This is a genomic window from Streptomyces noursei, assembly GCF_016917755.1.
GTDB lineage: Bacteria > Actinomycetota > Actinomycetes > Streptomycetales > Streptomycetaceae > Streptomyces > Streptomyces yunnanensis.
The window spans coordinates 1395011-1420813 of the sequence record NZ_CP070326.1; the positions used below are offsets into that span (position 1 = coordinate 1395011).

At 70.4% G+C, this 25803-nt stretch carries 22 protein-coding genes and 2 pseudogenes; 14 read left to right on the forward strand and 10 right to left on the reverse strand.

The genetic code is table 11. The features are described from left to right. Positions 1-26: 26 nt before the first annotated feature. Positions 27-890 (reverse strand): IS5 family transposase, encoded by an 864-nt coding sequence (locus JNO44_RS06000; protein WP_205362052.1) that lies wholly within the window; start codon positions 888-890, stop codon positions 27-29. A gap of 1143 nt (positions 891-2033) precedes the next feature. Between JNO44_RS06000 and JNO44_RS06005 the strand changes: the two genes are divergently transcribed. Continuing rightward, a complete protein-coding gene (locus JNO44_RS06005) occupies positions 2034-4220 on the forward strand; it encodes a DUF362 domain-containing protein (protein WP_205362053.1) in 2187 nt (728 codons plus the stop codon). Positions 4221-4237: 17 nt separating this feature from the next. Then, the gene (locus tag JNO44_RS06010) at positions 4238-5305 is read left to right on the forward strand and encodes an NAD-dependent epimerase/dehydratase family protein (RefSeq protein WP_205362054.1); all 1068 of its coding nucleotides are present in this window, start codon (positions 4238-4240) and stop codon (positions 5303-5305) included. Positions 5306-5380: 75 nt separating this feature from the next. Here JNO44_RS06010 and JNO44_RS06015 read toward each other — a convergent pair whose 3' ends face one another. After that, positions 5381-5779 (reverse strand): hypothetical protein, encoded by a 399-nt coding sequence (locus JNO44_RS06015; protein WP_073446997.1) that lies wholly within the window; start codon positions 5777-5779, stop codon positions 5381-5383. Next, positions 5769-7040 (reverse strand): hypothetical protein, encoded by a 1272-nt coding sequence (locus JNO44_RS06020; protein ID WP_205362055.1) that lies wholly within the window; start codon positions 7038-7040, stop codon positions 5769-5771. The genes JNO44_RS06015 and JNO44_RS06020 overlap by 11 nt, the downstream gene beginning before the upstream one ends. Before the next feature lie 488 nt (positions 7041-7528). On the opposite strand from JNO44_RS06020, the gene JNO44_RS43165 reads away from it, so the two are divergent. Together JNO44_RS43165 and JNO44_RS43170 are read left to right on the forward strand one after the other, a co-directional pair. Next, positions 7529-8017: a hypothetical protein gene (locus tag JNO44_RS43165; protein ID WP_240167444.1), complete on the forward strand. Its 489-nt coding sequence runs from the start codon at positions 7529-7531 to the stop codon at positions 8015-8017. 17 nt (positions 8018-8034) lie between these two features. Further along, entirely contained in the window at positions 8035-8574 is a 540-nt protein-coding gene (locus tag JNO44_RS43170) for an aminotransferase class I/II-fold pyridoxal phosphate-dependent enzyme (RefSeq protein WP_235092430.1), read from the forward strand. Here JNO44_RS43170 and JNO44_RS06030 read toward each other — a convergent pair. Then, entirely contained in the window at positions 8530-9165 is a 636-nt protein-coding gene (locus tag JNO44_RS06030) for a TetR/AcrR family transcriptional regulator (RefSeq protein WP_205362056.1), read from the reverse strand. The genes JNO44_RS43170 and JNO44_RS06030 overlap by 45 nt on opposite strands. 218 nt (positions 9166-9383) lie before the next feature. Between JNO44_RS06030 and JNO44_RS06035 the strand changes: the two genes are divergently transcribed. Together JNO44_RS06035 and JNO44_RS06040 are read left to right on the forward strand one after the other, a co-directional pair. Further along, on the forward strand, positions 9384-10205 hold the full coding sequence (locus JNO44_RS06035; RefSeq protein ID WP_205362058.1) for a DAPG hydrolase family protein: 822 nt from the start codon (positions 9384-9386) through the stop codon (positions 10203-10205). A gap of 220 nt (positions 10206-10425) precedes the next feature. Beyond that, on the forward strand, positions 10426-11508 hold the full coding sequence (locus JNO44_RS06040; RefSeq protein ID WP_205362067.1) for an amidohydrolase family protein: 1083 nt from the start codon (positions 10426-10428) through the stop codon (positions 11506-11508). Positions 11509-11874: 366 nt separating this feature from the next. Here JNO44_RS06040 and JNO44_RS06045 read toward each other — a convergent pair whose 3' ends face one another. Both JNO44_RS06045 and JNO44_RS06050 read right to left on the reverse strand, forming a co-directional pair. Next, entirely contained in the window at positions 11875-12939 is a 1065-nt protein-coding gene (locus tag JNO44_RS06045; protein ID WP_205362069.1) for a hypothetical protein, read from the reverse strand. A gap of 420 nt (positions 12940-13359) precedes the next feature. Beyond that, positions 13360-15030, reverse strand: coding sequence for a CocE/NonD family hydrolase (locus JNO44_RS06050; protein ID WP_240167445.1), 1671 nt, complete (start codon positions 15028-15030; stop codon positions 13360-13362). A gap of 429 nt (positions 15031-15459) precedes the next feature. Here JNO44_RS06050 and JNO44_RS06055 point away from each other — a divergent pair, with 429 nt between their 5' ends. The 3 genes from JNO44_RS06055 (at position 15460) to JNO44_RS06065 (ending at position 18124) form a co-directional block, all read left to right on the forward strand. After that, the gene (locus JNO44_RS06055) at positions 15460-15948 is read left to right on the forward strand and encodes a hypothetical protein (RefSeq protein WP_205362074.1); all 489 of its coding nucleotides are present in this window, start codon (positions 15460-15462) and stop codon (positions 15946-15948) included. Positions 15949-16181: 233 nt separating this feature from the next. Beyond that, positions 16182-17192 (forward strand): LysR family transcriptional regulator, encoded by a 1011-nt coding sequence (locus JNO44_RS06060; protein ID WP_205362075.1) that lies wholly within the window; start codon positions 16182-16184, stop codon positions 17190-17192. A gap of 11 nt (positions 17193-17203) precedes the next feature. Next, on the forward strand, positions 17204-18124 hold the full coding sequence (locus JNO44_RS06065; RefSeq protein WP_240167446.1) for a serine hydrolase: 921 nt from the start codon (positions 17204-17206) through the stop codon (positions 18122-18124). Positions 18125-18631: 507 nt separating this feature from the next. Here JNO44_RS06065 and JNO44_RS06070 read toward each other — a convergent pair. Then, positions 18632-19114 (reverse strand): SDR family NAD(P)-dependent oxidoreductase, encoded by a 483-nt coding sequence (locus JNO44_RS06070; protein WP_205362077.1) that lies wholly within the window; start codon positions 19112-19114, stop codon positions 18632-18634. 553 nt (positions 19115-19667) lie between these two features. Here JNO44_RS06070 and JNO44_RS06075 point away from each other — a divergent pair. Beyond that, positions 19668-20444 (forward strand): GNAT family N-acetyltransferase, encoded by a 777-nt coding sequence (locus JNO44_RS06075; RefSeq protein WP_205362078.1) that lies wholly within the window; start codon positions 19668-19670, stop codon positions 20442-20444. Positions 20445-20633: 189 nt separating this feature from the next. Further along, complete coding sequence (locus tag JNO44_RS06080) at positions 20634-21194, forward strand: universal stress protein (RefSeq protein WP_205362079.1); 561 nt, start codon at positions 20634-20636, stop codon at positions 21192-21194. Positions 21195-21300: 106 nt separating this feature from the next. On the opposite strand, the gene JNO44_RS06085 is transcribed toward JNO44_RS06080, so the two are convergent. Together JNO44_RS06085 and JNO44_RS06090 are read right to left on the reverse strand one after the other, a co-directional pair. Continuing rightward, positions 21301-22080 carry an alpha/beta fold hydrolase gene (locus JNO44_RS06085; protein ID WP_205362080.1) on the reverse strand — a complete coding sequence of 260 codons (780 nt, stop codon included), beginning with the start codon at positions 22078-22080 and terminating at the stop codon, positions 21301-21303. Between the two features lie 29 nt (positions 22081-22109). Continuing rightward, entirely contained in the window at positions 22110-22406 is a 297-nt protein-coding gene (locus JNO44_RS06090; protein ID WP_073447018.1) for a hypothetical protein, read from the reverse strand. 140 nt (positions 22407-22546) lie between these two features. Between JNO44_RS06090 and JNO44_RS06095 the strand changes: the two genes are divergently transcribed. After that, positions 22547-23347, forward strand: coding sequence for a class I SAM-dependent methyltransferase (locus JNO44_RS06095; protein WP_240167447.1), 801 nt, complete (start codon positions 22547-22549; stop codon positions 23345-23347). Positions 23348-23363: 16 nt separating this feature from the next. On the opposite strand, the gene JNO44_RS06100 is transcribed toward JNO44_RS06095, so the two are convergent. Continuing rightward, positions 23364-24761, reverse strand: a complete 1398-nt coding sequence (locus JNO44_RS06100; RefSeq protein ID WP_205369420.1) for a short-chain fatty acyl-CoA regulator family protein — start codon at positions 24759-24761, stop codon at positions 23364-23366. Between the two features lie 376 nt (positions 24762-25137). Between JNO44_RS06100 and JNO44_RS06105 the strand changes: the two are divergent. Both JNO44_RS06105 and JNO44_RS06110 read left to right on the forward strand, forming a co-directional pair. After that, a pseudogene (locus tag JNO44_RS06105) lies at positions 25138-25386 on the forward strand (isocitrate lyase); the annotation flags it as partial. Beyond that, positions 25383-25685, forward strand: a pseudogene (locus tag JNO44_RS06110) (malate synthase A); the annotation flags it as partial. The pseudogenes JNO44_RS06105 and JNO44_RS06110, both read left to right, overlap by 4 nt. Between the last annotated feature and the right edge of the window lie 118 nt (positions 25686-25803).

The window sequence follows — 25803 nt, forward strand, 5'->3', positions numbered from 1 at the left end:
CAGCCGCAAGAGGACGTCTGGTTCGATTAATTTGTGAGTGGTTGTGTTTTATGCGTCTCGCCAGGTCGGGGGGCGTCGGTTGCTCGTTTGGTGAGGTTCGAGATCGCGGCGAGACGGATCATGCTCTCGGAGTGTTCGGGCTTGGTCTCGTAGTCGCGGGCGAGTCGGCGGTGCATCATGATCCACCCGAAACTGCGCTCCACCACCCAGCGTCGTGGGAGCACGGAGAAGCCTTTCACCTGCGTGTTCCGTGGGACGACATCAACGTCGATGCCGAGTGTGGCGCCGTGTTCGACGGCCTGGTTCTTGTATCCGATGTCGACCCAGGCTTTGGTGATCGTGGGGTGGGCGGCCGCGGTGCGGGGCAAGAGCTGTTTGCCGGCTTCATTGCCGGAGACTCCGGCCGCGGTGACCATGACCAGCAGCAGGAGGCCGAGGGTGTCGGTGACGATGCTGCGTTTGCGGCCGACGATCTTCTTGCCTGCGTCGATGCCCTGGCTACTCGTGGGGACGGTGTGGGCGGTCTTCACGCTCTGGGAGTCGATGGCGCAGGCGGTCGGTGCGGAGTTGCGTCCTTCCTTCTCGCGCACCAGCCGGTGCAGGCGGAGACCGAGCTGCTCGATGGTGCTGTCGAGGGTCCAGGCGCTGAAGTGCGAGAAGACGGTGGCGTGGGCCGGGAAGTCGTGCGGCAGGTACCGCCAGGGGATACCGGTGCGGTTGACGTAGAGAATCGCGTTGAGGACTTCCCGCAGGTCGGAGACCTTGCCGCCCAGGTTGAGGGACGTCTTCTGCCGCTCGGCCCGCCACGCGGTCAGTGTGGGTTCGATCAGGGCCCATCGGGCATCGGAGAGGTCGGACGGGTAGGGCTTGCGGGGTGGCTGCGACGCCATGACAGCACTGATACTGCCTGGACTTGGGGTGCGTACATCGCTCGTCCGGGCGACTCATGCCGACTGGACCGGGCATTTTCGAACCGGACAGGAGGTGTTGGGGCAGAACAGGACGACACGTGAGACCGGTGACGAGCGTTGACCTTGCACATTCGGCGCGATCAGGCACCAATAGGCCCATGCCGGGCTGCCGACGAAACGGATAAACCTGTACGTCAGCGACAAGGACGTCCTCTGAGAGGACGTCCTTGTCGCTGACGTGCGCGTTTGAGTGGATTGCCGGCTGTTCGGGATCCTCTGATTCATGCCGAACACCCCGAATACTCAAGGGAAGCACTCACCGCTGGTCTGGCGTGTCGCCCCGTTCCGCCCTAACTGCTCCCGTCCGGTCCGCAAATAGCCAGACCGACCCCGACCCCGCCAATCGCCCGGACGAGCGATACGCGCGGCCCCAACTCCAGGCAGTACCAGTGCCGTTATGACGCCTCAGTCGCCCCGCAACCCCTACCCGCCTGACCCGCCTGACGCCCGCCGGCCAGGGGGAACACTGCAACAGGGGCGGGTCGCCCGGTTGGGCCTCTAGCCCTTGTTGACCGCCGTTCAGCCCTCCGTCCTGCACGACATTGGCACGGTGGGCGACTCAGTGCCCGAACGAGGGCGTTCCCGCAGGGACCGCCTGGCCGCACGTCAGGCGCACCGCTGCGCGCGGGGAGCGGATTACTCGCTCGGAGGGACGGACCTTCCGGGCGGAGACGTGGCCGCGTAGCCGCAGATCCCAGTTGTCGGGGAGGGCGATTCCAGCCCGTTGGGCGGCGTCGCTCGACGCCTGGCCCGATGATGGATCCGCCGATGGCTGGGCCCGACCGGGCCCGACGGGAGGGAGGCGGCGCCGGACTTCGTGCGCCGAGATTTCACCGTCGGCGCCCCGGACCTGGGGCGGTGCGGCGACATGACCGGGAATTTCACCTGCCACGCTCACACACTGCCGGCCTGACGATGATTTGCGTTGGACTCAAGCGCGTCCTGCCATGCACCTGCCGCCTGTGCAGTAGCATCGTTTTTATGCCTGTTTGGTCGTTTTATGACAGATAGCGGTTGGGTAGATCGGGCGCCCATCGAACAACGCACCCCCGGGCGGAGGCCATGACGTTGATCTCCCACGACGAGGCCGCAGCAGGACCATCGCGTGCGGTCTCTTCTACCGGCGTCATGGACGACATGGCCACCGTCGCTGCCGTGAGGCGGTCCACCCGGACCCGGCCGCTGTCGCCCGCGCGTTTGCTGGAAGACGCGGTCACCCGGGCCGGGCTCTGGCAGCGACTCGACGAACGCGCGGCCGGCGATCCGGGCGGGTTGGCGGTGATGTTGACGCCGGGGACATCCGCGTACGGCGATCCGACGACCGCAGTCAGCGCCGTGCTCGTGGAGCTGCTGATCGACCTGCTGTGCGACAGGGGCTACCGGAACATCACCGTCGGAGCCGCCCGCTGCGGTCCGGACGTGTGGCTTGAGGGTCTCGGACTCCTTCAGACCTGTCGCCGGCTCGGCTACGGCGGGTGCACCCAACGAGGCAACACCTACCGGATCGTGGACCTCTCCGAGGACGTCGAACCGGCGAGGTTTCCCACTTCCAGTGTGCTGCACGGCAGTGGAATGGCGCGTGCCTGGCTGGAGGCGGACTTCCGCATCAATATCGCGAAGAACAGCACCCACCCGGAGTTCGGGTACGCCCTCTGCCTGGCCAATCTGTTGGGGGTGCTGCCACAGGCCGACAAGCACCACCACTACCGGGCGCGGCGCGACGGCGCCGAGGTCGTCGTGGATCTGTTGCGTTCCTACGCACCGGACTTCCACATCATCGATGCGGTGGTGAGCAGTCACGGGTGTGCCGGATCGTACGTGGGCAAACCACTGGGAACGGGGACGGTCATCGCGGCGCCGGACGGGGCGCTGGCAGACATGGTCGGCGCCCTGCTCATGCACGTCGACCCCGTCTCATCGCCGCTCAACGCGCGGGTACTCCGCGACCACGGGCTGCCGGACGACTATCACCTCGACGGCGATCTGACGCCTTATCAGGGATGGCGCAACCCACCGAGAGCCCTGGTCGAGGCGGTGCGTCGACTCGCCCCGGACGGACGGGCGCATCGGCTGTTCAGCATTGCCTCGTGGCAGGTGGCCCCGGGCGCGGCGGAGGTCACCGATCCCGCACTGGCGCGGCTCTCGCGCCTCCTCACCACACTGATCCGCGTCGCGGACGAGAACCCGGCGGCTTCCGCCGCCCTCTGCACGGTGGTCGGGGCAGCCGCCTCCGCGTCGTCCACCGTACGCGCCTGGCGGACCGGGTTCAGGAAGGAGAAGGTCCGGCGGCGGGACGTCTCTCTCGCCGTCGACCCGGACGCCTATTCCCACCGTGACTTCGACCGGATCAATGGTCTCCTCCAGCCGTTGGAAGAAATCATCGACGCGCTGCCCGCAGATGCCTGGCTGATGCGGTGGCAACACCTGGACCACTCGATCCTCTTCGGTTGCGAACGCACCGTCAACGCGCCGTACGCGGAGTTCGTGCGGCGGGTGGACATCAGCCGGACCATCAGCTACATGACCGACTATCTGGGCGGACGGATCCACGTAGTGTCCCGCGACGTGCAGGGGCGGCCCACCCGTCAGATCGAACGCAACCTCTATCTGGCTCAGCCGAACTACATGGCGTTCTACGGCGGCCCACCCATCGATGTCTGCAAGCTTGAGAAGATCAGTTACGAGGAGCGGTCGCAGCGGATCGCCTGGCAGACGGTCCACAGCCCGAACGGCTCCGCCGAGTACGACGACGGTTCGGTGGTCTTTCTCCCGGCGGACCGCGGAAACCGGACCCGGATCGTGGTCCGGGTGCGCCAGCGATTCACGCTGCCGCTGACCTGGCAGGTGTTCCGTCCGGAGACCCGGCCCACGCTCAGAGAGCCACTGGTGCAGGACTCCTACCAGCGGTTCTTCACCCGCACGCTCGACAACTTCGAAGCGCAGTACGAGGGGCGGCCGTACCGGATCGGCCGCCCTTGGGAGAAGCAGGACGACATGCTGGCCGCCGAACTGCCCACTCAGCGCCTGACCGAGGCCGCCCGGCTCGTACGGAGCATCACGGCCCAGGCATTGGCCGTGTCGAAGTTGCCGGGCCAGTTGGGCCCGGATGGGTTCAGGCATGTCGCGCCCGGCGACGTCCCATCTCGTTTCGGGCTGCTTGAGGATCTCCGGGAAGAGCTGCGTCCCGCGGTCACCGGTTTCTGGCAGGGGCTGCGCGAAGCCGTGGCCCGGGACAGGCGATCGAGGTAGGCATTGTGAAAGCGTGTGTGACCGGAGCCACCGGACTCGTCGGCGCGCAGGTGGTGCGCTCTCTGTTGGGCGCCGGCCATGAGGTGAGGGCAGTGGTCCGCCGAAGCAGCGACACGCGGCAGCTGCGCGCGCTCGACGTCCCCGTGGTTGACGCGGATCTTCGTGTCCCCGCCACGTTGCGGCCCGCGTTCGAAGGCTGTGAGACGGTGTTCCACTGCGCCGCCGTGTTCGCGTACTGGGACGTGACCCGGGAGGATCTGGCCCGGGCCAACGTGGAGGGCACCCGCGAGGTGCTGCGGGCGGCAGCGGCGGCAGGGGCCCGGCGGGTGGTGGTGACCTCCTCGTCGGTCACCTGCGGATCGTCCCACGGTCCGGCCTCCCGCGACGAGAGCGGGATGCCCGGCGAGGAGTATCTGCCGGACTACTTCCTCACCAAGCTGGAGCAGGAGCGGACAGCGCTCGCGTTGGGCGCCGAACTGGGGCTGCAGGTGGTGGCCGCCTGCCCGACCATCGTGGTCGGCGGGCCCGACTGGCGGCTGGTCCCCAGCAACGCGCTGCTCACCCGCTATCTGGCCGATCCTCTGCGCACCACCTACCCGGGCGGATGCAACATCGTCTCCGTCCGGGACGTCGCGGACGGCCACGTACTGCTCGCGGAGCACGGAACCGCCGGGGAACGCTATCTGCTGGGCGGTGAGAACTGGGCATGGCGGACCATCCATCAGACCGTCTCCGAGTTGTGCGGCACCCATGGGCCGTGGGCCACCGCCTCGCACACCGGTGCGTACGTGGCGGCGACGCTGGCGGAGATCCGCGCGGTGCTGAGCGCCCGAACGCCTTCAACCACCCGCGCGGAGGCCCGGACCATGGGCCGCTACTACTGGTACGAGCACGCCAAAGCCGCTGCTCTGGGATATACGCCGCGCCCGGCGCGCCAGGCCCTCGCCGAGGCGCTCGGCTGGCTGATCACCAGCCTGCACGTACCGGACCGGATCAGGTCCGGGCTGCGTCCGCATCCGGAGGTCATGGGTACGCGGGCACTGGTTCCCCGACAACTGGACGAGGGCGTCAGGGCGTTGAGCTGACCGAGGCACCTGGGCACGGGCGGCGGCGCCGGTGCGGCGCCGGTGCCCGTACGTCGACTGCCCCGGAAGCCGCCGTCATCGCTTCGTGCCCCTGGAGCGGGGCGAGGGCCCGGCCTTGGCGCCCCCTCCTCCGCCGGGTCTGTCGTCCGACACCGCTTCCGGTGCGGACGCGCGCAACTGCTCGCAGAGGCGCTGTTCGTGCTCCCGGGTCAGCTCCGCCACGCTCCGCGCGTAGTCGATGCCGAGTCCACTCAGGGCCGAGGCGAACTTCACGCCCTCGCCGCCGACGAACTGCCAGTACGCCCGGTTGACGTCGCTCCAGGTGGGTTTGCCGTTGAGCAGCCCGGTCATCAACTCCGCATAGTCACCCCACATCGCGGTCTGGAGTTCGGCAATCCGGACGGTTGCGGTCCGGAAGTGTTCCCAGCTTCGCCGGATTTCGGCGGCCAGTTCTTCGGTCGTCTCAGTGCTCATGGACACTCCTCAGGTCGGCACCGACAGGGGCGGGGACCGGGCTCAGCAGGGTGCTGTGGTGGAACCCCAGCCGGGGATCGGCCCAGACAGGCAGATCGGGAAGGTATGCGCGCAGCTCCGGCATCTCGACTCGCAGCCGCACGGCATTGGCCGGATAGTCGTACACGGTGATCGTGTTGAGCCCGCGGTTGGCGGTGAACAGCAGCCTCTGGTCGGCCGAGAGCTGGCAGGCGTAGACCGAGTCAATCAGCGTGCCACGCGTGACGCGCAGCGCACCGACGAAATGCCTGCTGCTCGGGACGGGGGACCCCCGGGTGAAGGCGTCGGTGACCTGCCGGGCGGCCTGCCTGGCGGAGCGCATCTGCGCGGACAGTCCTGGTCGTTCGTCGATGACTCGGTACGAGGTGAAGTCGGCAAGGTCGATCATGACGATGGTGCCGCTGCCGCCGTTGCAGTAGATCAGCTCGCGGTCGGAGACGCACACGTCCGAGTTGATGTGCGCGGGCACGTTCTGGCCGCAGGTCCAGTGCCGCAGGATCTGCCCGGTACGCGCGTCGATCTCGAACACGTACTCCTTGAAGTAGGCCATGGCCCATTCGTGCCAGTCGCGACCCTCTTGGGGATGGACCCGGAAGGACAGTGCGTAGAAGACGTCCTCACGCGGATGGCAGGCTACGTGCCAGCAGGTCGTCGGCAGAGGGATTCGCCGGGCGACACGTTTTTCGAGGTCGAAGATGCCGACTTCGGCTGCCTCGCCCTGACCGGGATGGTCCATACCGCCGTAGACGAGGTAGCGGCCGGAGGCGGTGCGTTTCATGGCGTGCGGCAGTTTGAGCAGGTGATCGCCGATGCGCTCGGCCTTGGTCGGGCGGTCGAGGTCCACCAGCCAGAAGCCGTCACCGATCGCGGTGGCACCCTGGGTGTTGTCCAGCCACACCATGTGCGTGCTGCTCTTGATGGATGCATCGGGGATCTCGAACCGCAGGGTGGAGACCCGCTCGCGCTCGTCCAGCGAATCAACATCGTAGAACAGGAGTTGCTGCCCGGCATTGCCGAGAAAGCCGAACTTCCGGTCGGGCGTGATGCTGATGGCATGGCCGCCGGCCACACCGTCGTAGTACTGCACGCGATAGGCGTACTCGCCGCTGTCCGGGTTATAGAGGAAGGCGCAGACGCCCGCCGCACCCTCCAGCCCATTCAAACCGTTCCCGTCGAGGGCGATATGGAATGCGTAGGGATAGCGGTCAGCAGACGTAGCCATCGTGGACAGTCCTACCGTGTGACACCATGTCGCTTACGGGGGATTCATCCATGCGTCAGCCTCCATGGATCATCGTACGAGGGGTGCGGTCGGGCCGCATGTCGTGCGAAGGTAGCTCAAAGTGTCCGCGATCAGCGTCGGCGACCCATCGCAGGAGCAGGGTCGGAGCATATCGGGAAGGTCCGGCACTCGCCCGTCACATCACCGCGAATGGGCAACACCTCACGCAAAACGCCCATGCGGCCTGTTGTGCGGCGTTTCCTTGAGGGTGCGGTCGCTGGGGCCCCTTGCAGGTGAGGGAGTCGGCCCCCTCGTCGGTAAACGACCGACTCGCTTCGGCCGAGTAACCCCACGCATGGTTATCACGCTTCGGACAGGGTGCGGATATCGCCGAGGCCGACCGGCACGGTGTCGGAAATACCGATGCGCACACATTCAAGGGGACACTGATCGTCCAGCGCAGCGTCCACTCCAACGTCATCGACGGCTTGGTCCTCTCCGGCCAGAAGGCCGCCTTCGCGTATCCATCGGTCGACGCCGACCTGGGCATCGCGCACGGGGTGACCCCAGCCGGCCTGGCCCGGGCCATCACCGCCCACCCGCAAGCGGCCGCCGCCTACCTGGTGTCGCCCAGCTACTTCGACTCGGTCGCCGACGTAGGCGCCTGCGCCGACGTGGCCCACACCGCCGGCATCCCGCTCATCGCCGACGAAGCCTGGGGATCGACCAGTGCCAGCGCACTGCTCCTGGCTTCTCTCGACGTGGCCCGCCAGACTCTCGTGACCGGCCGGGACCGGATCAGTGCCTCGCGGGAAGCAGCGGACAAGATGCGCGCCCGGGTCCGCTCCGCCGGCCGATCCGCGTGGTCAGCGACGACTTCGGGCGCTTCCCCGACATCGCCACCGCCGATCCGTTGCGGGTACCGATCGGCACTCGGGCCGGCGGCATCTCCGGCCACGAGGCCCGACGGCGCCTGATGCGTGATCACCGGATCATGGGCGAAGTCGCCACCGACGCGGCCATCGTCGCCGTGGTCGGCGCAGGCGCGGCCCCCGACGTCGACCGCTTCACCGAGGCCCTGCACGCCCTCCCGAGCCCGTTGGGCGAACAGGCTCCGGCGGACCCACTGCGGCTGCCCCCGCCTGGTGCCGTAGAGATGACCACGCGTGAGGCGTTCCTCGCGCCCAGCCGCACCGTGCCGGCCGGCGAGGCCGTCGGGCAGGTGTCTGCGGACACGCTCGCGGCGTACCCGCCCGGCATTCCCAACGTCCTGCCCGCAGAAGTCATCACCGCCGAGCTCGTCGAGTTCCTCCACCGCATCTCGGCCGCGCCCAACGGTCACGTGCGGGGCGCTGCGGACCCGGCCGTGTCGAGGTTGCGCGTCGTGGACCGGCGGTGTCATGAACCAGGCACTGGCGCGGATGCGGTGGTGGGCACGGGCGGCCGGCGAACGCGCAAGTCGCAGGCGGGCGCCGGGGAACGAGGTGGGTCAGGAGGTGTTGCCGCTGAGGTGGTTCATGGCCAGACGCGGTAGGTCCTGGCTGAGCGTGTCCCAGTCGTTGTCCGGCGCCACCGCCACGGGGGTGGCCACACGCCACTCCAGGATCGACTGCGCCGCACGCATGGCCAGGGCGACCCGCCGCCGGTCGATCTCGTCCGGTCGGCCGGGGTGGGCCAGGACGACGTCGCACAGCTGGGTGAACACTTCATGGAGCTTGCGGAGCGCCGCGTTGTCCTGGACGGGCAGTGCGGCGTTGCGCAGGGCGAACTCACGGATGAGGTCCGCATGGTCGCGGAACGTGCCGATCATGCCGGAGACGCATCGGGCCACCGTGTCCTGGAAGTCCGCTGACGTCGCGGTGACCGCGGTGCGGTTGGCCTGGTGGCGGGCGATGAGCTGGTCCAGCCACCGATCCTGTACCGCGGCCAGAAGCGCGTCCTTGCCGGTGAAGCGGCTGTAGATGGTACCGACGGCCACCTCGGCGCGAACGGCGACGTCGGCGATGGTCAGCGCGGCGGCGCCTCGTTCGGCCACGAGTTCCTGGGCTGCGCCGAGGATGCGTTCCATGGCGGCGCGGCTGCGCTTCTGCTGCGGGGGCCGAGGGGTGCTGCTGTCGGTGGTCACATCGCTGATTGTCGCACCCGGAGCCACGCTTATGCGAATCTGAACTCACATTCATGTATGGTTCAGTCCACCGCTCCTCACTGGACACCGGCCTATCGGTCGGCGCCGTACCGGCCGGCGCGCCACCGCACCGGCGCCGCCCCGCAGAGCCTGGTGCGGGCTGCGGCATTGCCGCCGCCGGGACCGCTGCGCCGCACTCGCGAGTGGAAGGAAGGGCCATGCTGCCTGTCACGTACTACCCGGTCCCCACCCAGGACCTGTTCCGCCGCAACGCCGAACGGATCAAGAACAAGCCCTACGCCAAGTACTTCAACGGCGACCTGTGGCTCCACGACGACGTCCTGCCGTCCCTGAAGGAGCCCATGGACCCCGACGCCATGCTGTCCTCGGACCCCGCCGACCTCAACACCCTGCTGGAACCCGGCTACCACGCCGTGGAGACCGGATACGGCCTCACCCACGCCGGTCACCCCTACGTCACGAGCCTGACCCGCTTCCCCGGATGCACCCCGGAGATGTTCACCTGGTGGTTCTGGTGGCATTCCGTGGAGCCCGAGCGGTACTCCCTCTGGTACCCCTACAACCACGTGGACGCCGTCCCGCGCAACAAGGACGTGCTCACCCGGCCCGGCCTGAGCGACGCCGAGCGCTACATCGGCAACACACACGACATCGTCGAATACATCGGCCCCACCCGCCTCGGCCTGTCCATCGAGTTCGTGGACCCCGCCGAACTCGGCCTGGACACAGGCCGTTTCACCACGGCTGGTTACCGAGCCCACGCCTGTGCCCGCATCCGTGGCGGCTACATGATCCACCTGGTGCGAAAGACCGACGAGGGCTTCGAACTGCGTAGCCGCTACCTCCTCGACCGGGCCCCCGCACCGGCTCCCGGCGGCACGGAGGCACGTGACCGGGCGCGGGCCTTCGCCTACGAACTCCTCCTGCACGACCAGATCGAGTTCACTCATCTGTCGACCTTCCTCGCCGACATCTTCGCCGAGTTCGGCTGGCAGCCCGCATCACCTCATGCCTGGTAGGCCGTGGCGCGTCGATGACTGTGCCGGCGACTGCGCCGGCGCGTCGTTTCCGGTCGGCGCGATCGGCTGCTCCGGTTGTCTCCCGGCGCCGAGACCGCCGGGAGCACGGCAGAACGCCACACGCCGACCGGGTTGCCCGGCCCCGTCGGCATCGCGCCACCGCCCCTTCGTGACCGCCCCGACGGCAAAGCAGATCCACCGCGACTTCAAGAGGTTCCCCATGGCATCCACCGCCCTGAAGACGGCACTCACCAACGTCCGGGTGTTCGACGGCCAACGGCTGACCGACCCCACGACCGTCGTCATCGACGACGGCACGATCGGAACCGACGCCAACGGCGCCCGGGCCCTCGACGCCGGCGGCGCGGTGCTGCTGCCCGGCCTGATCGACGCCCACGTCCACCTGCACGGCACGGAGTTCCTCGACCAGCTCGCCGCCCGGGGAGTCACCACGGCTCTGGACATGGCGAACTCGCCCGAGCAACTGGCCGTGCTGCGCGACGTGCCAGGCACCACCAGCGTCCTCAGCGCAGGCACTCCCGTGATCGGCCCCGGCGGTCCCCACTCCCGGATGCCCGGTATGGCCGAGGACGCCGTCATCCACGACGCCGCGCACGCGGACCGGTACGTAGCCGACCGGATCGCCGCCGGCTCCGACTACCTCAAGATCATTCTTGAGGCACCCGGCGAAGGCGGTCCTGAAGCCGCAACGGCCACGGCCCTCGTCGAGGCCGCGCATGCGCGGGGAATCCGGGTGATCGCCCACGCCGCCTCACACGGCGCATTCACTATGGCCCTGGACGCCGGGGCCGACATCGTCACCCACGTCCCCCTGGGCACGCCGCTGGACCCCACAGCCGTCGAGCGCATGAGCTCCGAAGGACACATCAGCGTCCCGACCCTGACCATGATGGAAGGCACCGCCACCGCCCGCGGCGACGAGAAGGCGTTCGCCGGATCCATGGCGAGCGTCGCGGCCCTGCACCGCGCGGGTGTGCCGGTACTGGCCGGCACCGACGCCAACACCCAGCCCGGCGTGCCGTTCCAGGTCCCGCACGGGACGAGCCTCCACCACGAACTGCAACTGCTCGTGACCGCCGGACTGACTCCCGCCGAAGCACTACGCGCCGCAACCAGCCTCCCGGCCCGGCACTTCGGCCTCACCGACCGCGGTGCGATCGCCCCCGGCCTGCGCGCCGACCTCGTCCTGGTCGACGGCGATCCCCTCGCCGACATTCGCGCCACCCGCGCCCTCACCCGCGTCTGGTGCGGTGGCATCGAGCACCCCGTCGCCGACGCCTGACCCGAGACCGTCCCCCGTGAACACCGTGGCGCCGGCGCCCTCGGCTTCAGTGGCCCCTTGGCCATCGGTGAGGTCGAGCAGCTCCCGCGAAGTCGGCTGAGGTGCGCTGAAGCCGGCCGGTACCGCGGCTGGGACGAGGCGAAATCCGTCGCCTCGTCCGGCCCCGGGGCGTTGGTTGACGATTCTTGGCGGCGGTTTCGCCGACCTGGGTCCCGTGCGAGCGCAGGCGGCACAGCGCGAAGGGGCCGTCGCCGTCGAGGAAGGGCGCGGTGGTGGTGCCGATCGTCTTCGTCGTCGCCGTGCCGGACGTGAGAATCACCCACGTCGCCCTGCCTGCGCCGCCTGCGCGTCAGCCGTGACGGGCCGTCAGGCGAAGGCGGCGGCGAAGCGGGCGAGAGAGACCTTTCCCGCTTTCTTTGCTGCGGCGGCCCCCATTTCGACCCAGTCGCCGACGTTGTCGGCCATGCCCTGGGTGAAGTCGACAGCGGTGGCGATGTCTTCCGCGGTGGCGATGTCATCCGCACCGGCCAGGGAGACGACGGCGGGGATCTGGGTGGCCAGGTCGATCGTTCCCTGGATCACCTTCCCGACGACTTTGCCTTGTGTGGCGCTTGCTCCGATGAACTTGGCGCCCGCGGTGCCGAGGTAGTTGGCGATGGCCCCGGCCTCGGCTGCGGCGGCGCCGGTCGCGGCGAGGAAGGCGCGCCCGCCGCTGCGGACGGCCACGCTCGCCCTGCCGACCGAGCGCATGGTGAGGTTGCCGGCCCGTGCGGCCTTGCCGAGCGCGCCGACGTCGGGCAGGGCGCCGAGCACGTCGGCGCCCAGGCCGATGATCGTGCCTGCGTCCCAGTCACCCGGGATGACCGCGTCCGCGGTGTTCGCGGCCAGGGCGCCGACCGCCGTCGCGAGGGCGATGGGCCCGGCCAGCGGGGTCAGCACCGGGACCATCGCAAGGACGCCGGCGACGGCGGATACGACGCCGAGGACGTCCCCGAGAACGCCCCAGAAGCTGCTCCCTCCGGCTTCCGCGGCGGCCTTGGCGGCGGCCGCCCTCAGGTATTCGAGCTCCTGGCCGCGGGTCTCGACGATACGCTCGAACTCGCGGTCCAGCAGCAGGCTTTGCAGCTGGTACTCCGCCTGCACGGCGAGGATGAGGTCGATCAGGTCGCGCAGGGCCGGGTCCGGGATGCGGTCCGCTCCGTAGCCCTTGTCCCTCAGCCGCCCGGCGGGGACGGAGAAGGACATGCCCTCCCCGTCCCACGAGGGGACGTGTGCGGTCTCGGGGTCGGTGTAGTCGATGACTGATCCGGAGGTATAGCGCGGGAGCCTCCGGGCCAGGGGATGATCGCCGCTGCGTTTCTCGTAGGCTTGCTGGAGGGAGTTGAGGAATTCATCGATCCGCTCGGCCGCGTCCGCGGAGGAATACCGCATGCCTGCGAAGTCCCCGCTCGGCGGAGACGGTCAGGTCGATGTCCCGGAAGCCTTCGGGGACCGAGAAGCTCAGTGGCAGATCGATCGTGGCAGTGGGCACGGCGGTACTCCTTCTCAGGGATACGGATACGACCAGCCGCACCAACCGGCCGTTGAACGCGACGGCAGGGCTGCCGTTCGCGAGGCGGCGGTCTGCCAGGCTGCCTTGCCCCTTCGCGCGGGAGTGCTGTGACAGCCGGCGCGCTACGGCCGGGTCATCTCGGTGGAGCGGAGGGTGCGCGGTGTGCCGTCACCGGCGTCGTGCTGGGGGTGACACTGACCGGGCGCAGCTCGACGTCGGTGGTGGCCGAGTCGGCGTGCCGTGCGGCCGTGTTGGCTCCGCCCCGGCCGTCCACGGGAACGGCCGGGGCTCTCGCACGTTCAGGCCAGGGGGATTTCGAGGTGGGACGGGTCGTCGGCCGGGGAGGAGACGGAGATGGTGGTGCCGGGCTCGTTGGCGTCGCTGTAGAAGGGGTCCTTGGTGTCCAGGACGAGCATCAGCCGGTGGCCGGCCGGGACGGTGTAGCCGGTGGCCTGGAGCGGGATGTCGGCGATCAGCGGGCGGCCGGCCCCGGCGCCGGGATCCGTGAACGGCGCATGCGTGATGATGTTCGCCTGTCCGGCGTCGTCGACGTCGAAGAGGTACGCCACGAACGTCGCCTGCGCGGTGCTCGCGGTGTACGTCAGCCGCAGTCGTGGGACGCCGCGGACCGTGGCCCCGGTGGTCATCGCCGCGCTGACCCACACTCCGGCGTCGGCACGGCTGATGTCACCGGTCCGGTATACCTTGGGCCGTCCGGCCATCTCCGCGAATCCACTCTGGATGATCTTGTCGGCGACGGTGGCGGGGGTGTCGGTGCCGGTTCGGAAGGTCAGACTCCAACCCGTCTCCGGCTTGTCCGCCAGCGCGCCGTCGTCCGTACCCTCGGCCGCGGCGGTCAGGTACAGCGGTTCGGGGCGGCCGGTGAAGGTGTCCCAGGTCCCGGCTTCGGTCAGGGGGCCTTTCCACATCAGGTGTCCGGCCACCTGCCCCTCGGTGTCGACGCCGTTGTCCAGCCCTTTGAGGTGGTGGGCGAACCAGCGGTGCGCGCCCTCCCAGATCCGGTTGGGCAGTCCGATCGTGCCGGGTGACTCCGGGCCGGAGTGGTCTCCGATCGACAGGATGACGCGCTTCGGTCCGCTGAGCGCGTTGAACACTTTCAGCGTCTGGTTGCTCGGGAAGAGCGTCTCATGCCACGCGTGCGCGAAGTACACCGGAACGGAACGGCTGTTGAGGCGGTCCACGTAGGTGTACGGGGAACGCTCACGTGCCCACTCCAGGGTCTGGGGAATGTTCCGGCCGGCCAGCACGTCGTCGAAGATCTCCTGGGTGCGCTCGCTGAGGCGGGCGTTCTTCGCGGCGTCGAACAGGCCCTGCACGGCGGCGGTGTGACGGGTGGAGTTCTCGTAGAACGCCTCGCCCAGGTCTCCCCAGGTGCTCATGGCGACGACCGCCGATACCCGCGGGTCGTGGGCGGCGACGAGCTGGCTGATGCCGGAACCGTACGAGTCGCCGAGGAAGCCGGCCTTGGTGAACGTGCCGCCCGACTGCTCGATGAGGTAGCCGAGTGCCTGGCAGCCGTCCTCGATGTCCGCGGGCCCCGCGACCTCTACCTCGCCCTCGGACCGGCCGAATCCGCGTGCGGTGTAGGCCAGGACGTTATAACCCTCCAGCGCGAAGAGGGTGGCCTGGACGGCGTAGATCCACCAGCCGAAGTCGGTCCACGGCGAGGGCATGACGATCAGCGGCCGGGGCTCGCCGGGCGGGTGCTTCCACAGTGCACCGTCCAGTCCGGCCCCGTCGGCCCCGGGCACCGTCACCCGGCCGAACCGGACCAGCCGGCGGGCCTCCGCGGCCTCCTCGGCCCGCAGGGGCGCCAGCCCGATGGTGTCCCCCGACTCCAGCGCGTCGACGAACCGCGTCAGTAGCGCCTCGTCCAGTTCCGGGTAGAGACTCACCGGCAGGTCCCGGTTCTCCCGGCCTTCGTCCGACGGCACATTTGCTGCGTTCACATCAGCCCCCATCCCATCCCATCCCATGGTTGCCGCCCTGTGTCGCCCTGTGCCGGCCGACCGGGCGCCGGGCGACTCCACCGCCGCATCCGTCAACGGAGCGTGGTCGGCGGCCTCACGGTACGAGTGCGCAAGTCACCCCGCCAGCAAGCGAGGTGAGCGTGGTTGTGCTTCCGGCCAATGCCGGTGGCAGACCTCGCGACAGGGCCTTGAGGGGCTCTGCCCTTGGGGCGGCGGCTGGTCCGGCTGAGCGGCGGGCGGTCCGTTCGACGCGTAGCACGACATGTGACATCGGCTGCCACAACCGTTGTGACGCATTACCCATCGCGAACACGCGTACGCCATTGTTCCCGTGTCTTGGGGTCGTTTGAATGCACAGCGGCCCGCTGTCACGGTTCGTGACGGAAGGGTGAGGGCAGTGCGCGCCAGGTGATGAGCGGCTCCTGTCACCAAACCGCGCCGGCACGGGACCGCTTCGCACTCCCCCACACCTCGGTGCGGGTGAGGTTACCGGTCCTGTGGTCGCTTCTGCCGGGCGCGTTCGAGATAGAGTACACCGTCGCTGTCCCGCGCACCGCCGGTGCGAACGTGTACGCGCGGATCGGCGGGGCCCTGCGCATCGGTGAGGCGTTCGTCGGAGTGTCGGTCTCGGTTCCCGAACTCGACCTCGAAGCTTCGCTGTTGGAGCCCCTGCCCGTAGCCCACATGGTCGGGCTGTTCCTGCCCGGCGCCCAGGTTCCTCCCATGGGGGAGGTCAAGGCGTTCAGTGCGTGGATCAACGCGCGCTCCAAGAACTACCGTGTCGCCCTGGAACTGGCGGGTCTGTGGGCGGTCGGTGACGTCTTCGCGCTCACCGGTATCGAGTCTGTCCGTCGAAAGCGCCGGCGCAGGGCAGCGCACCGCCGTGATCGCAGCTGAGGCGGCGGTGGCGGACGCCACGCCCCCTCAGGGCATACGGTCCCTGCTTCACTCCCAACGGGACGGGTTTCCCGGGGAGATGGCAGGTGCCCACAGGTCAGCGCACAGTCAGCACGGGTAGAGCAAGAGCCCCGGTTCGCTCCGCGGCTCCGACGTTGTGACCTGCGCGTTTGCCATCAGGAACGATCACTGCTCGATGGACGTGTCAGATGCCTTTTTGGTATGACTCCAGGATGGACCTGCTCGCACACCTTGAGGCGTATGTCGCCGCCGTCGACGAGGCGAGCTTCTCGCGCGCCGCCGAGCGGCTCGGCATCGCCCAGCCCCTGCTCAGCCGGCGCATCAAGACGCTGGAGACACACTTCGAGGGCCAGCTCTTCGACCGTTCTCGGCGCCAGGTCGCGACCACCGAACTGGGCGTCCTCCTGCTGCCGTACGCCCGGGACGTCCTGGACCGGGCCCAGCGACTGCGGCACGTGGCCCGGTCGGCCCGGCGGTCGGCGGCGTGCGGCGTCGGCGTGCCGGCGGACTGCGGTCCGGCCGCGCTGGCGCGCGTCATCCGCGCCGGTGTCGAGCACGGCACCGCGCTCGGCATGCGGGAGCTGCCGCCGGCGGAACGCGAGGCGGGCCTCGCCGACAGTTCGCTGGCGTACGCACTGGTGCGGGTACCCCCGGAGCACGCCCCGCTGCGGGTGCCGCTCGGCCTGGCCTCCGCGCCCTCGGAGACGCCGGACGGCGCGCGCCCCGCGTCGCCGGAGGACCGACCGCGGACGCGTCGGCGCACCGTCCACCTGGAGGATCTGCGTCCGCGACGGGTCGGCGGTGCGGGACACCGGCGGACGGCTGCCGTCCCGATCCTCACCACGGTCGAGGACCACGTCGGCTATGCGCAGGACCGGCTGCGCCGTGCCGTCGCGCGGGCCGGACTGCCGGAGGCCACGGTCCGGTCGGCCGGGCCGATGGCGACCGCGCTCGCCGAGACCCTCGCCGGACAGGCGACGCTGCTCTGCGCCGAGCCGTTCGCCCGGCAACACGGAGCGCGCTGGGCTGCGCTGGGTGATACGTCGCTGCACCGGGGTTACGACCTGCGCGCGGCGCACCGCGGCCGGGGCCCCGCTAAGGTGCCGCAGTGGCTGTGCGCGCTGTTGGCCACCGCGGTCGGCGCCGCGCCGGACGAGCCGACCGCGGCGGTGGCCCGGGCCGTGGGCGAGGACGGCCGGTCCCGGCTGGCGGCACACGGATGAGCGCCCGCCACATGCCAGGTCCCGCCTGTGTCGCCGACGACGCGGACCTCTTCGACGTGGCCGAGGCGATCGCCGCGGAGTGGGCGGCCCTCGGTGTCCGCGGCTCGTTCCTGGCCAGGCACATCGACACCGGTGAGCAACTCGGCTTCGACGTAGAGGAGTCGGTGCCGCTCGCCTCGGTGGCCAAGGTCCCGCTCGCCCTCGTCGCGCTGGACCGGATCGCGACCGGGGAGCTCGACGCGGCGCGTCCCGTGCTCGTCGACCCCGCCACCAGCAGCGTCGGGCCCACCGGGCTGGCGGCGTTCCGCCACCCGGCCACCGTGGCCGTCGGCGACCTCCTGCTGCTGATGCTCTCGGTGAGCGACAACGCCGCCGCCGACACGCTGTTCGGCCTCGTCCCGGCGGAGCAGGTCGACACCCGCCTGCGCGCATGGGGATGCACGGGCATCCGTCTGCGCCACCGGCTCAACCGCATGTACGAGTGCGCCGCCGGAGCCGCCGGCAACGACTTCTCGCTCGCCCTGGAACTGGCCATCCGCGACGACCACTCGGGGCGGCACACCATCGAGATGTTGGATCCGGCGCACGCCAACGTCGGCACCGCCACCGGCCTGGTCGACCTGCTGCAACGGGTCTGGCGGGACGACATCGCCCATCCCGACGCGACCGCGGAACTGCGTCGTGTGATGGGGCATCAGGTGTTCACCCATCGCCTGGCCAGCGAACTGCGTGCGGACACCCTCAGGGTGAGCGGCAAGACCGGCACCTTCCTCCACCTGCGCCACGAGATCGGTGTGGTGGAATCCGAGGTCGGCGACCGGGTCGCGATGGCCGCGCTCACCCGCTCCGACCGCCGGGCCAACCTCGCGCCGGACATCGACCTGGTCATCGGCACCAGCGCCCGGCTGGCCTTCGAGGCGCTGCGTCGTTGAAGCGCGGACGGCCGGATCGCTGCGTGATCGCCGCATGCGCGGGGTGAGGGGCCGGCGGCCCGACCCCTCACCCGTGGCGAGCACCCGTGGTGATCGCCCGTCAGGAAGACCCGGTGTCCGCCTTGCTCCCCCGGTCGGTGCCGATTGCCGGGGCGCCCGCGTCCACCGGTGTGGCGGCCGTTTCACCTGATGACGACTGCGCCAACGGTTCCGCTCCGGCCGGCGGGGTAACGCTACTCCGCCCCATGTCCTTTGCGATGTAGGCGAGTTGAGTTCCCGACACCCGATGTTCACCGGCCGGCCAACCCGCGGCACCCGCCGCAGTCACTCCGTCCGACGACTCGCACGCCGCCCCCGGAACAGGTTTTCCCCTCGACATCGACTCGCGCTGCGCCCCTGAAGGCCGGTTGCCTGGTATTGCCACTCGGCGAACTCGATGTGGGCTTCTTGCGGGAGCAGTCGTCGGGGCAGGCCGGGCTTGCGCCCGGCCCCGCCCCGGTGGTGTGCTCAGACGGCGGTGCGACCACCGTCGACGGACAGCACCGCGCCATGGACGAAGCTCGCCGCGTCGCCGGCCAGGTAGGCGATCGCCTCGGCGATCTCCTGCGGTGTGCCCGGACGGCCGGCCGGTGCATGGGCGGCCAGGGCGTAGACGGCATCGGTATCACGGTCCTGCGTCTGCTCGGTGGGGCCGAAGGGGTAGCTGCCCGCGTTGTTGACCAGGATGTCGACCCGACCCCCGCCCAGCGTCGCCGCCTCCCGCGCGAGCCGCCGCACCGACTCCGCCTCGCGCAGATCCGCCGCGACGAAGTCGGCCCTGCCACCGCGGTCCCCGATGGCGGCGACCACGGACTCGCCGCGGGCGCGGTCCCGGCCCGCGACCAGCACAAGCGCACCCCGCGCGGCGAGCAGTGCCGCGGTGGCGGCGCCGATACCGCTGGTCGCTCCGGTCACCAGGGCCACCCGCTCGGTCAGTTCAGAAGAACCCATGAGTTGCCTCTTGCATCCGTTCGCACTCCTTTGCGTCTATTACTGCCTGTTTGCTCATTTTTCTATCACTTCGTTCACGTTCGCGTCGGCCGCCGAGCGTCGTCTCCGCTGCCTTCCCTGCCCGCCGTCGTGCGCTCGCCATCCGGCGAAACCGCAGTTCATCAGGGGGACGTCAAGAGGCGTGAAGGGCCCTTGCGGCCGGCTGTGGCATGGCATTCGATGGCGGGGTGAAAAGCGTCTGGCTCCTGCTCGACCACCCGCCCCATCCGATGAGGCCGTCTCGCGCATCGCGCTGCCCGGAGACGTCCGCCTCCCGCTGACGCATCTCCCGCATCCTGCTGCGCCGCCGGAACGAACTCCGTGTCCCGCGCCGCAGTCGCCCCTCGACCGTTCGCCGGCCGCACCCCCTGACGACCACTCAGTGTGCAGAGCCGCAACGCGAAGGCGAGGACAGATCCACCGAGCGGGGTGGACCCGAGGTCCGGGATCCGAGGTCCGATACCCAAGGCCCGAGGTCCGAGGTCGGCCCCGCGACAGCCACAAGGAAACGCCTGTGATCGAAGTCTTTCCCAGTCAGCTCCCGCACTGCGCCGACTGGTTCGTCGACGGTCCCCCTGGAGCGACCGCCCTGGCCGAGCACGCGCTCATCGCGGGCACCGGTCGCTGGTGGACCGACCGTGTCCACGCCCCGCGTGCCGTGGCCGTCTCCTGCGCCGACCACGTGCTGTTCCGCGGGGACCCCACCGCGCTGGCGCCCCTCTCCCTGGCCGGGTTCGCCGCGCACTACGCCCAGGCACCCGACCGCTTCCTGCCTCTCCTGGGCAGTTCGTTCGACCTGCTCGTGCCCTGGGAGCGGATGGTGTACCTCCAGCGCGAGCCGCTGGCCGCCTCGCGCCCGCCCCGAGGTGTGAAGGTGCGCCGTCTGCATCCCCAGGACGCCGAGGCGGTGCGCGCGCTGGGCGCGGAAGCCGCCTGGATCCACGCCAGTTGGGGCGGCCCGGCCGGGCTCGCCGCCTCCGGGCACGGCTGGGCCGCCTTCCAGGAAGGACGTGTCGTCGCCGTTGCCTGTACGTACTTCCGCGGCACCAGGTACGAGGACGTCGCCTGCGTGACCCTCCCCGAACATCGCCGGCAGCGACTGGCCCTGGCCTGCGTCACCGCGCTGTGCCGGGACATCGCCGCCCGTGGACACATCCCGAGTTGGACCTGCTCCCGCGACAACCGACCCAGTCGCCTGCTCGCCTGGACCGCCGGCTTCCGCCTGGCGGACGAGTACGTGCACCACGCCACCGGGCAACCGGTACGGCACACGGCCGGACTCGTCGCCTGACGCGCCTCGGCATCGGCGAGGCGACCGGGAGGCGTCATGGAACCGTCAGAGACCCCCGGCCCTGCGCAAGGGACGCGCCAACACCTCGCGATCGCCTCGCCGCAGTCGCTTCGATGGAAGAGAAATGGAAGAGAAGCGGAAGGGAAGCGGAAGAGTAGTGGGCGTGGCAGAGCGCGAGGAGCTGAACCGATGGGAGCCGACCTCGTGAGAGCCGACCTCGTGAGCAGACCCGCCATACGCGTCGTGGCGGGCGTGAGTGGTTCGCTGGGAAGTCTGACCGCGCTGCACCGGGCGGCCTCCGAGGCACGCGTCAGGGGCGCGGCGTTGTCGGCCGTGCTGGCCTGGGAACCGCCGGGCGGCGACATCCCCCATCGCGGCGGCCCCTGCCCGACGAGCACGGCCGCCTGGCGCAGCATGGCGGCCGACCGTCTCACCGAGGCCCTCGATACCGCCTTCGGCAGCGCCGGGCCCGGGGTGCCGCTGGAGCGGCTGGTCGTGCACGGCAAGCCGGGCACGGTCCTGCTGGCGGTCGCCGATCGGCCCGACGATCTGCTCGTGATCGGGGCGGGGCCGCGCGGGCGACTGCGTCGGGCGATGTGGCCGTCGGTGGGCCGGTACTGCCTCGCGCACGCCTGCTGCCCGGTACTGGCCGTGCCGCCCTCGCCCCTCCACCGCACTCTCGACGCCGTGCACCGCCGCAATGCATGGAAACTCCCGCTCGACACCCAGGGGTTGACCGAGATCCGCTGACCTCCCGACCCACTGCCCCGCCCGCCCACTGCCCCGCCGATCCGCCGCGCCACCGACCCGCTGTTCCGGGCGCCTTCCCGGCGCGGTGCGTGCCGGGCGGGCGTCGTCAGGCGTGGTGGCGCAGGAAGTTCCGCACCCGGCGGTTCCACTCCTGTGGTTGCTCCCAGTAGGCGCTGTGGCCGGCGAGCGGCATGAGTTGGAACTCGGCGTTCGGCAGGTGGTCGGCCACCCGCTTCATCACCGGCGGCGGGGCGTAGCGGTCCTCGTCGCCGGCGAGCACCAGCACCGGGACGGACGGCAGGCGTGCCAGGCGCGTCACGGTCAGGGGTTCGCGTACGGACTGGTAGGAGCCGTAGTCCCGGGAGTCGCTGCCCCGCGTCATCGCCAGGAAGCGGCGCACTCCTTCGGGGTGGGCCGCGCGGTAGGTGCGGCCCAGTTCCTTCTCCTCGGTCGGGAGCCGGGGGAGGTCGGGATCGACGTACTGGGCGCGGAATCGGACGGACGCGGGATCGACGAGCCCGCAATAGCTGGTGGAGACGACGAGTGCGGCCAGGCGGGTCGGGTTGTCGAGGGCGTACTCGGTGGCGCAGACGGCGCCGCGCGCGGTGCCGACGAGCGAGAACCGCGACAGTCCGAGTGCGTCCACCAGGGCTTCGAGGTCGGCCGTCATAGACCCGGTGGCCCGGTGTTCGGGGGCCGAGCGGGTCCGGCCGAAGCCGCGCATGTCGTAGGTGATGACCCGGTGGCCGGCGGCCTCGAACAGCGGGCGCTGCTCGGCCCAGCAGGTGCTGTTGCCGGCCAGGGCGTGCAACAGCACGAGCGGCGGGCCCTCGCCGCCGCTGTCCTCCACCCAGAGTCGGGCTTCCGGCACGTCGAGGTACGGCATCTGATCACTCCACGGCGGCGGGCCGGATGTCACATGTCCGGGTGGTCGGGCACCGGCGAGGCCGCGACGGCGTCGTCGAGGATCTGCTCGCGCACCGAGTCGATCAGCCTGTTGACGGCGGTGGCAACGGAGAGGATCTCCTCGGACCGCTCGGAGCCGACGATCTGGCCGGTCGACGCGTCGAGAAAGGCCATCGCCTTCCGCATCAGGGTGCGGGCCTCCGGGGTGGTGGGCAGCGCATCGGCCCTGATCAGGTTGAGCATCGTCTCCAATGCCCCGGCCAACGCGCGCACGGCTTCCCGCATCTGGGCTTCTTCGGAACTCATGCACCCTACGATCGCGGACCGGCGCCGCCGCTGTCACGGGGGCGATTTCCGTCCGGGGGACCGGAATCGAACGCTTGGGCTGCGCGACGTCGCGCGGCTACGGTCCGCATGGATCGGGCGACGGAGGAGGCGACGCGGGCGTGGGGTTCTCGGCGGGGGAAGCGGAGTGGCGGGCTCGTCTGGGCACGCTGCGGCAGGTCGTGCGCCAGGAACTGGTCTCGCGGCAGCTTGCCGCGCACCTGCCGGACCTGCCGCCGCGGCGGGTGCTGGACGTCGGTTGCGGTCAGGGCACCCAGGCCCTGCAACTGGCCCGTCGGGGGCACATGGTGACCGGGCTGGACGCCTCACCCCGGCTCCTCGACGACTTCCGCGCCGCGTTGGCCGAGGTGCCGGTGGAGGTAGGTGACCGGGTGCGGCTGGTCGAAGGGGACGCCGAGCGGTTGGCCGATCTCTTCGCGCCGTCCGGGTTCGACGTGGTGCTGTGCCAGGGCGTGTTGATGTATTTCGCGGACCCCGGCCCGCTGTTGGACGCCGTCGGGCGGGTCCTGGCGCCGGGCGGGATCGTCTCGCTGCTCGTGCGCAACGGCGATGCCCTGGCGATGCGGCCCGGGCTGCTGGCCGACTGGGAGGACGCGGAGCAGGCGTTCGAGGGCGACTCCTACCGCAACCGGATCGGTGTGCGGGCACGTGCCGATCGGCTGGAGGAGCTTGCGGCGGCGTTGGCGCGGCGTGCGATGCCGGTGCGGCAGTGGTACGGGGTGCGGGTGTTCACCGACACCGCCGCGTCGGATGCGGCACTGCCGGACGCGGCGACGCTCGACGCCGTTCTTCGCTGCGAGGAACGTGCCGGCCGCACCGATCCCTATCGCCGGGTGGCGGCGCTGCTGCATGTGATCGCCGAGCGCCGCGAACCCGGCCATGACCCATCGGACGGACTCTAGACCCCACGGACTGTCGTCAGGGCGCGGGATCCGTCACCGGGTAGGGGACGAAGGTGCTGGTGTGCTGGTCGATGCGGAGTGGACGGTCGAGGGGTGGGGCGGCCCGCTGCGGGCAGTCGAGGCGTTCGCAGACCCGGCAGCCCATGCCGATGGGGGTGGCGGCCGAGGCGTTGGTGAGGTCCAGGCCGTCGGAGTAGACCAGTCGGTGGGCGTGCCGGAGCTCGCAGCCGAGGCCGATGGCGAAGGTCTTGCCCGGTTCTCCCCAGCCGCCGCGGTGCCGGGTGACGGCCCGTGCGGTCCACAAGTAGCGCTGCCCGTCCGGCATTTCGGCGATCTGGACGTGGATGCGGCCGGGTGCGGTGAACGCTTCGTAGACGTTCCACAGCGGGCAGGTGCCGCCGGCGCGGGAGAAGTGGAATCCGGTGGCGGACTGGCGCTTCGACATGTTGCCGGCCCGGTCGACGCGGACGAAGGAGAAGGGCACGCCGCGCAGTCGCGGGCGTTGGAGGGTGCTGAGGCGGTGGCACACCGTCTCGTAGCCGAGGCCGTAGCGGTCGGTGAGGCGTTCGATGTCGTAGCGGACTTCCTCGGCCGCCGCGTGGAAGCCGGCGTACGGCAGGATCAGGGCCGCGGCGAAGTAGTTGGCGATGCCGATGCGGGCGAGGGCGTGGGCGGGCGAGCCGGGCGGGAAGTCCTCGGCGGCCTGGCGGTCCAGTTCGTCGTCGTAGGCCAGCAGGGCGAGCTGGGTGGCCATGCGGAAGGCGCGCTGGCCCGGGCGCAGGCGGGTGGAGAGGTGCAGGGTGCGGGTCGGCGCGTCGTAGTGGTGGAGCTGGTCGCCGGACTCGGCGGCGAGGTGGACGCGGTGGCGTTCGGTGAGGCGGGTGCTCAGGGCGCGTACGACGTCGCCGGGTCGGATGCCGATCTCCCGGGCCAGTTGCTCGGCCGCGAGGTCCGTCTCGTGCAGGTAGTTCTGACGGCGGTAGAAGAAGTCCCGGATCTCCTCGTGGGGTGAACGGGGTTGTTCCGGGGCCGTGCCACGGCCGTCGTCGAGGTGTTCGGCGAGCCGTTGGTTGCGGCGGCCGAGGTCGAGCAGGACCTGGGCGACCGCGGGCATGCGGGCGGCGAGTTCCGCCAGGTCGGCGGCGGAGACCCGGGCCTCGGCGAGTTCGCCGGCCAGCGCCTCGCGGAGGTCCGCCACCAGGCGCGTGGTGTCGCGCGCGGAGAAGAAGCCCGGGTCGACGCCGAAGGCTTCGGTCAGGCGGAGCAGGACGGGCACCGTGAGCGGGCGGGAGTCGTGCTCCATCTGGTTGAGGTAGCTCGGCGAGATGTCGAGCAGGCGGGCCAATTCCGCCTGGCTCAGCCGCCGTTCCTCGCGCAGGCGTCGCAGGCGCGCGCCCGCATACGTCTTGCTCACCCGATCGCCCTCCGTGTCCGGCGTCCGCTCAGGGTACGCGATCATGTCGCCCAGGCCCCCTTCGCAACCTTGGCAAAAGGCCGGCGGAAGATTCGCAGAAGTTGGCAGGCACCCACGGTTGATGGCACTCAGTGTCAATGCCAGAGTCTCAGTGCGGCCCGCCGAACACGGCGACCACCGCCCGGAACCGGGGCTCGATACCTGCCCTGACGTCGGAGATCCCGGCACCGGCGGGGTCGTGTACCGGCACCGTTGCCCATCTCCCTCCCACCGCGTGACGGCGGGCCGCACCCCAGCCGATCGACACACAGTGCCACTCCTGTCCGTCCGGACAAGGAAGTTGGCAGTCAGTACGGACCGAGGAGTCGTGACAGTCATGGCAGAGGCGAGGACGCAGGCGGCCGAGGAACTCGCACGGCGCTGGGCCACCGATCCGCGGTGGCGGGGGGTGGAGCGCACCTACGGCGCCGACGACGTGGTCCGACTGTCCGGCAGCGTCCGCGAGGAGCACACCCTGGCCCGGCGGGGCGCGGAGCGGCTGTGGCGGCAGCTGCACGAGCGGGACTACGTCCATGCGCTCGGCGCCCTGACCGACGGGCAGGCCGTCCAGCAGGTCAAGGCGGGCAGGGGGCCGTCGCGCTGGACGGGCTGATGGAGGACGCGGCGACCGCGGAGATCGCCCGGGTGCAGATCTGGCAGTGGCTGCGGCACCGGGTGATCGACCGGGAGTCGGTGCTGCGGCTGCTCGACGACGAACTCGCCGCGCTCGGCGCCGCGTTCCCATGGGCGGCCCCGGACGAGGTGCGGGGGCTCTTCGAGCGGACGGCGCTCGCCGACGCGCTGCCGCCGTTCTTCACCTCCGACGCCTACGCCCGCCACCTCGCGCCGGGCCGCGCGGCCGGCCGCGGCGCCCACCCCGGGTAGCGGGAGCGAGACGCCTGGCACCACCGGGCTGAGGGGCCCGGTGGCACCCGGCGGTCGAGGGGGCCGTCGGAACCGCCAGGAGAGGGCGGGAAGTGCTGCTGCGGCGCTTCCCGCCCTC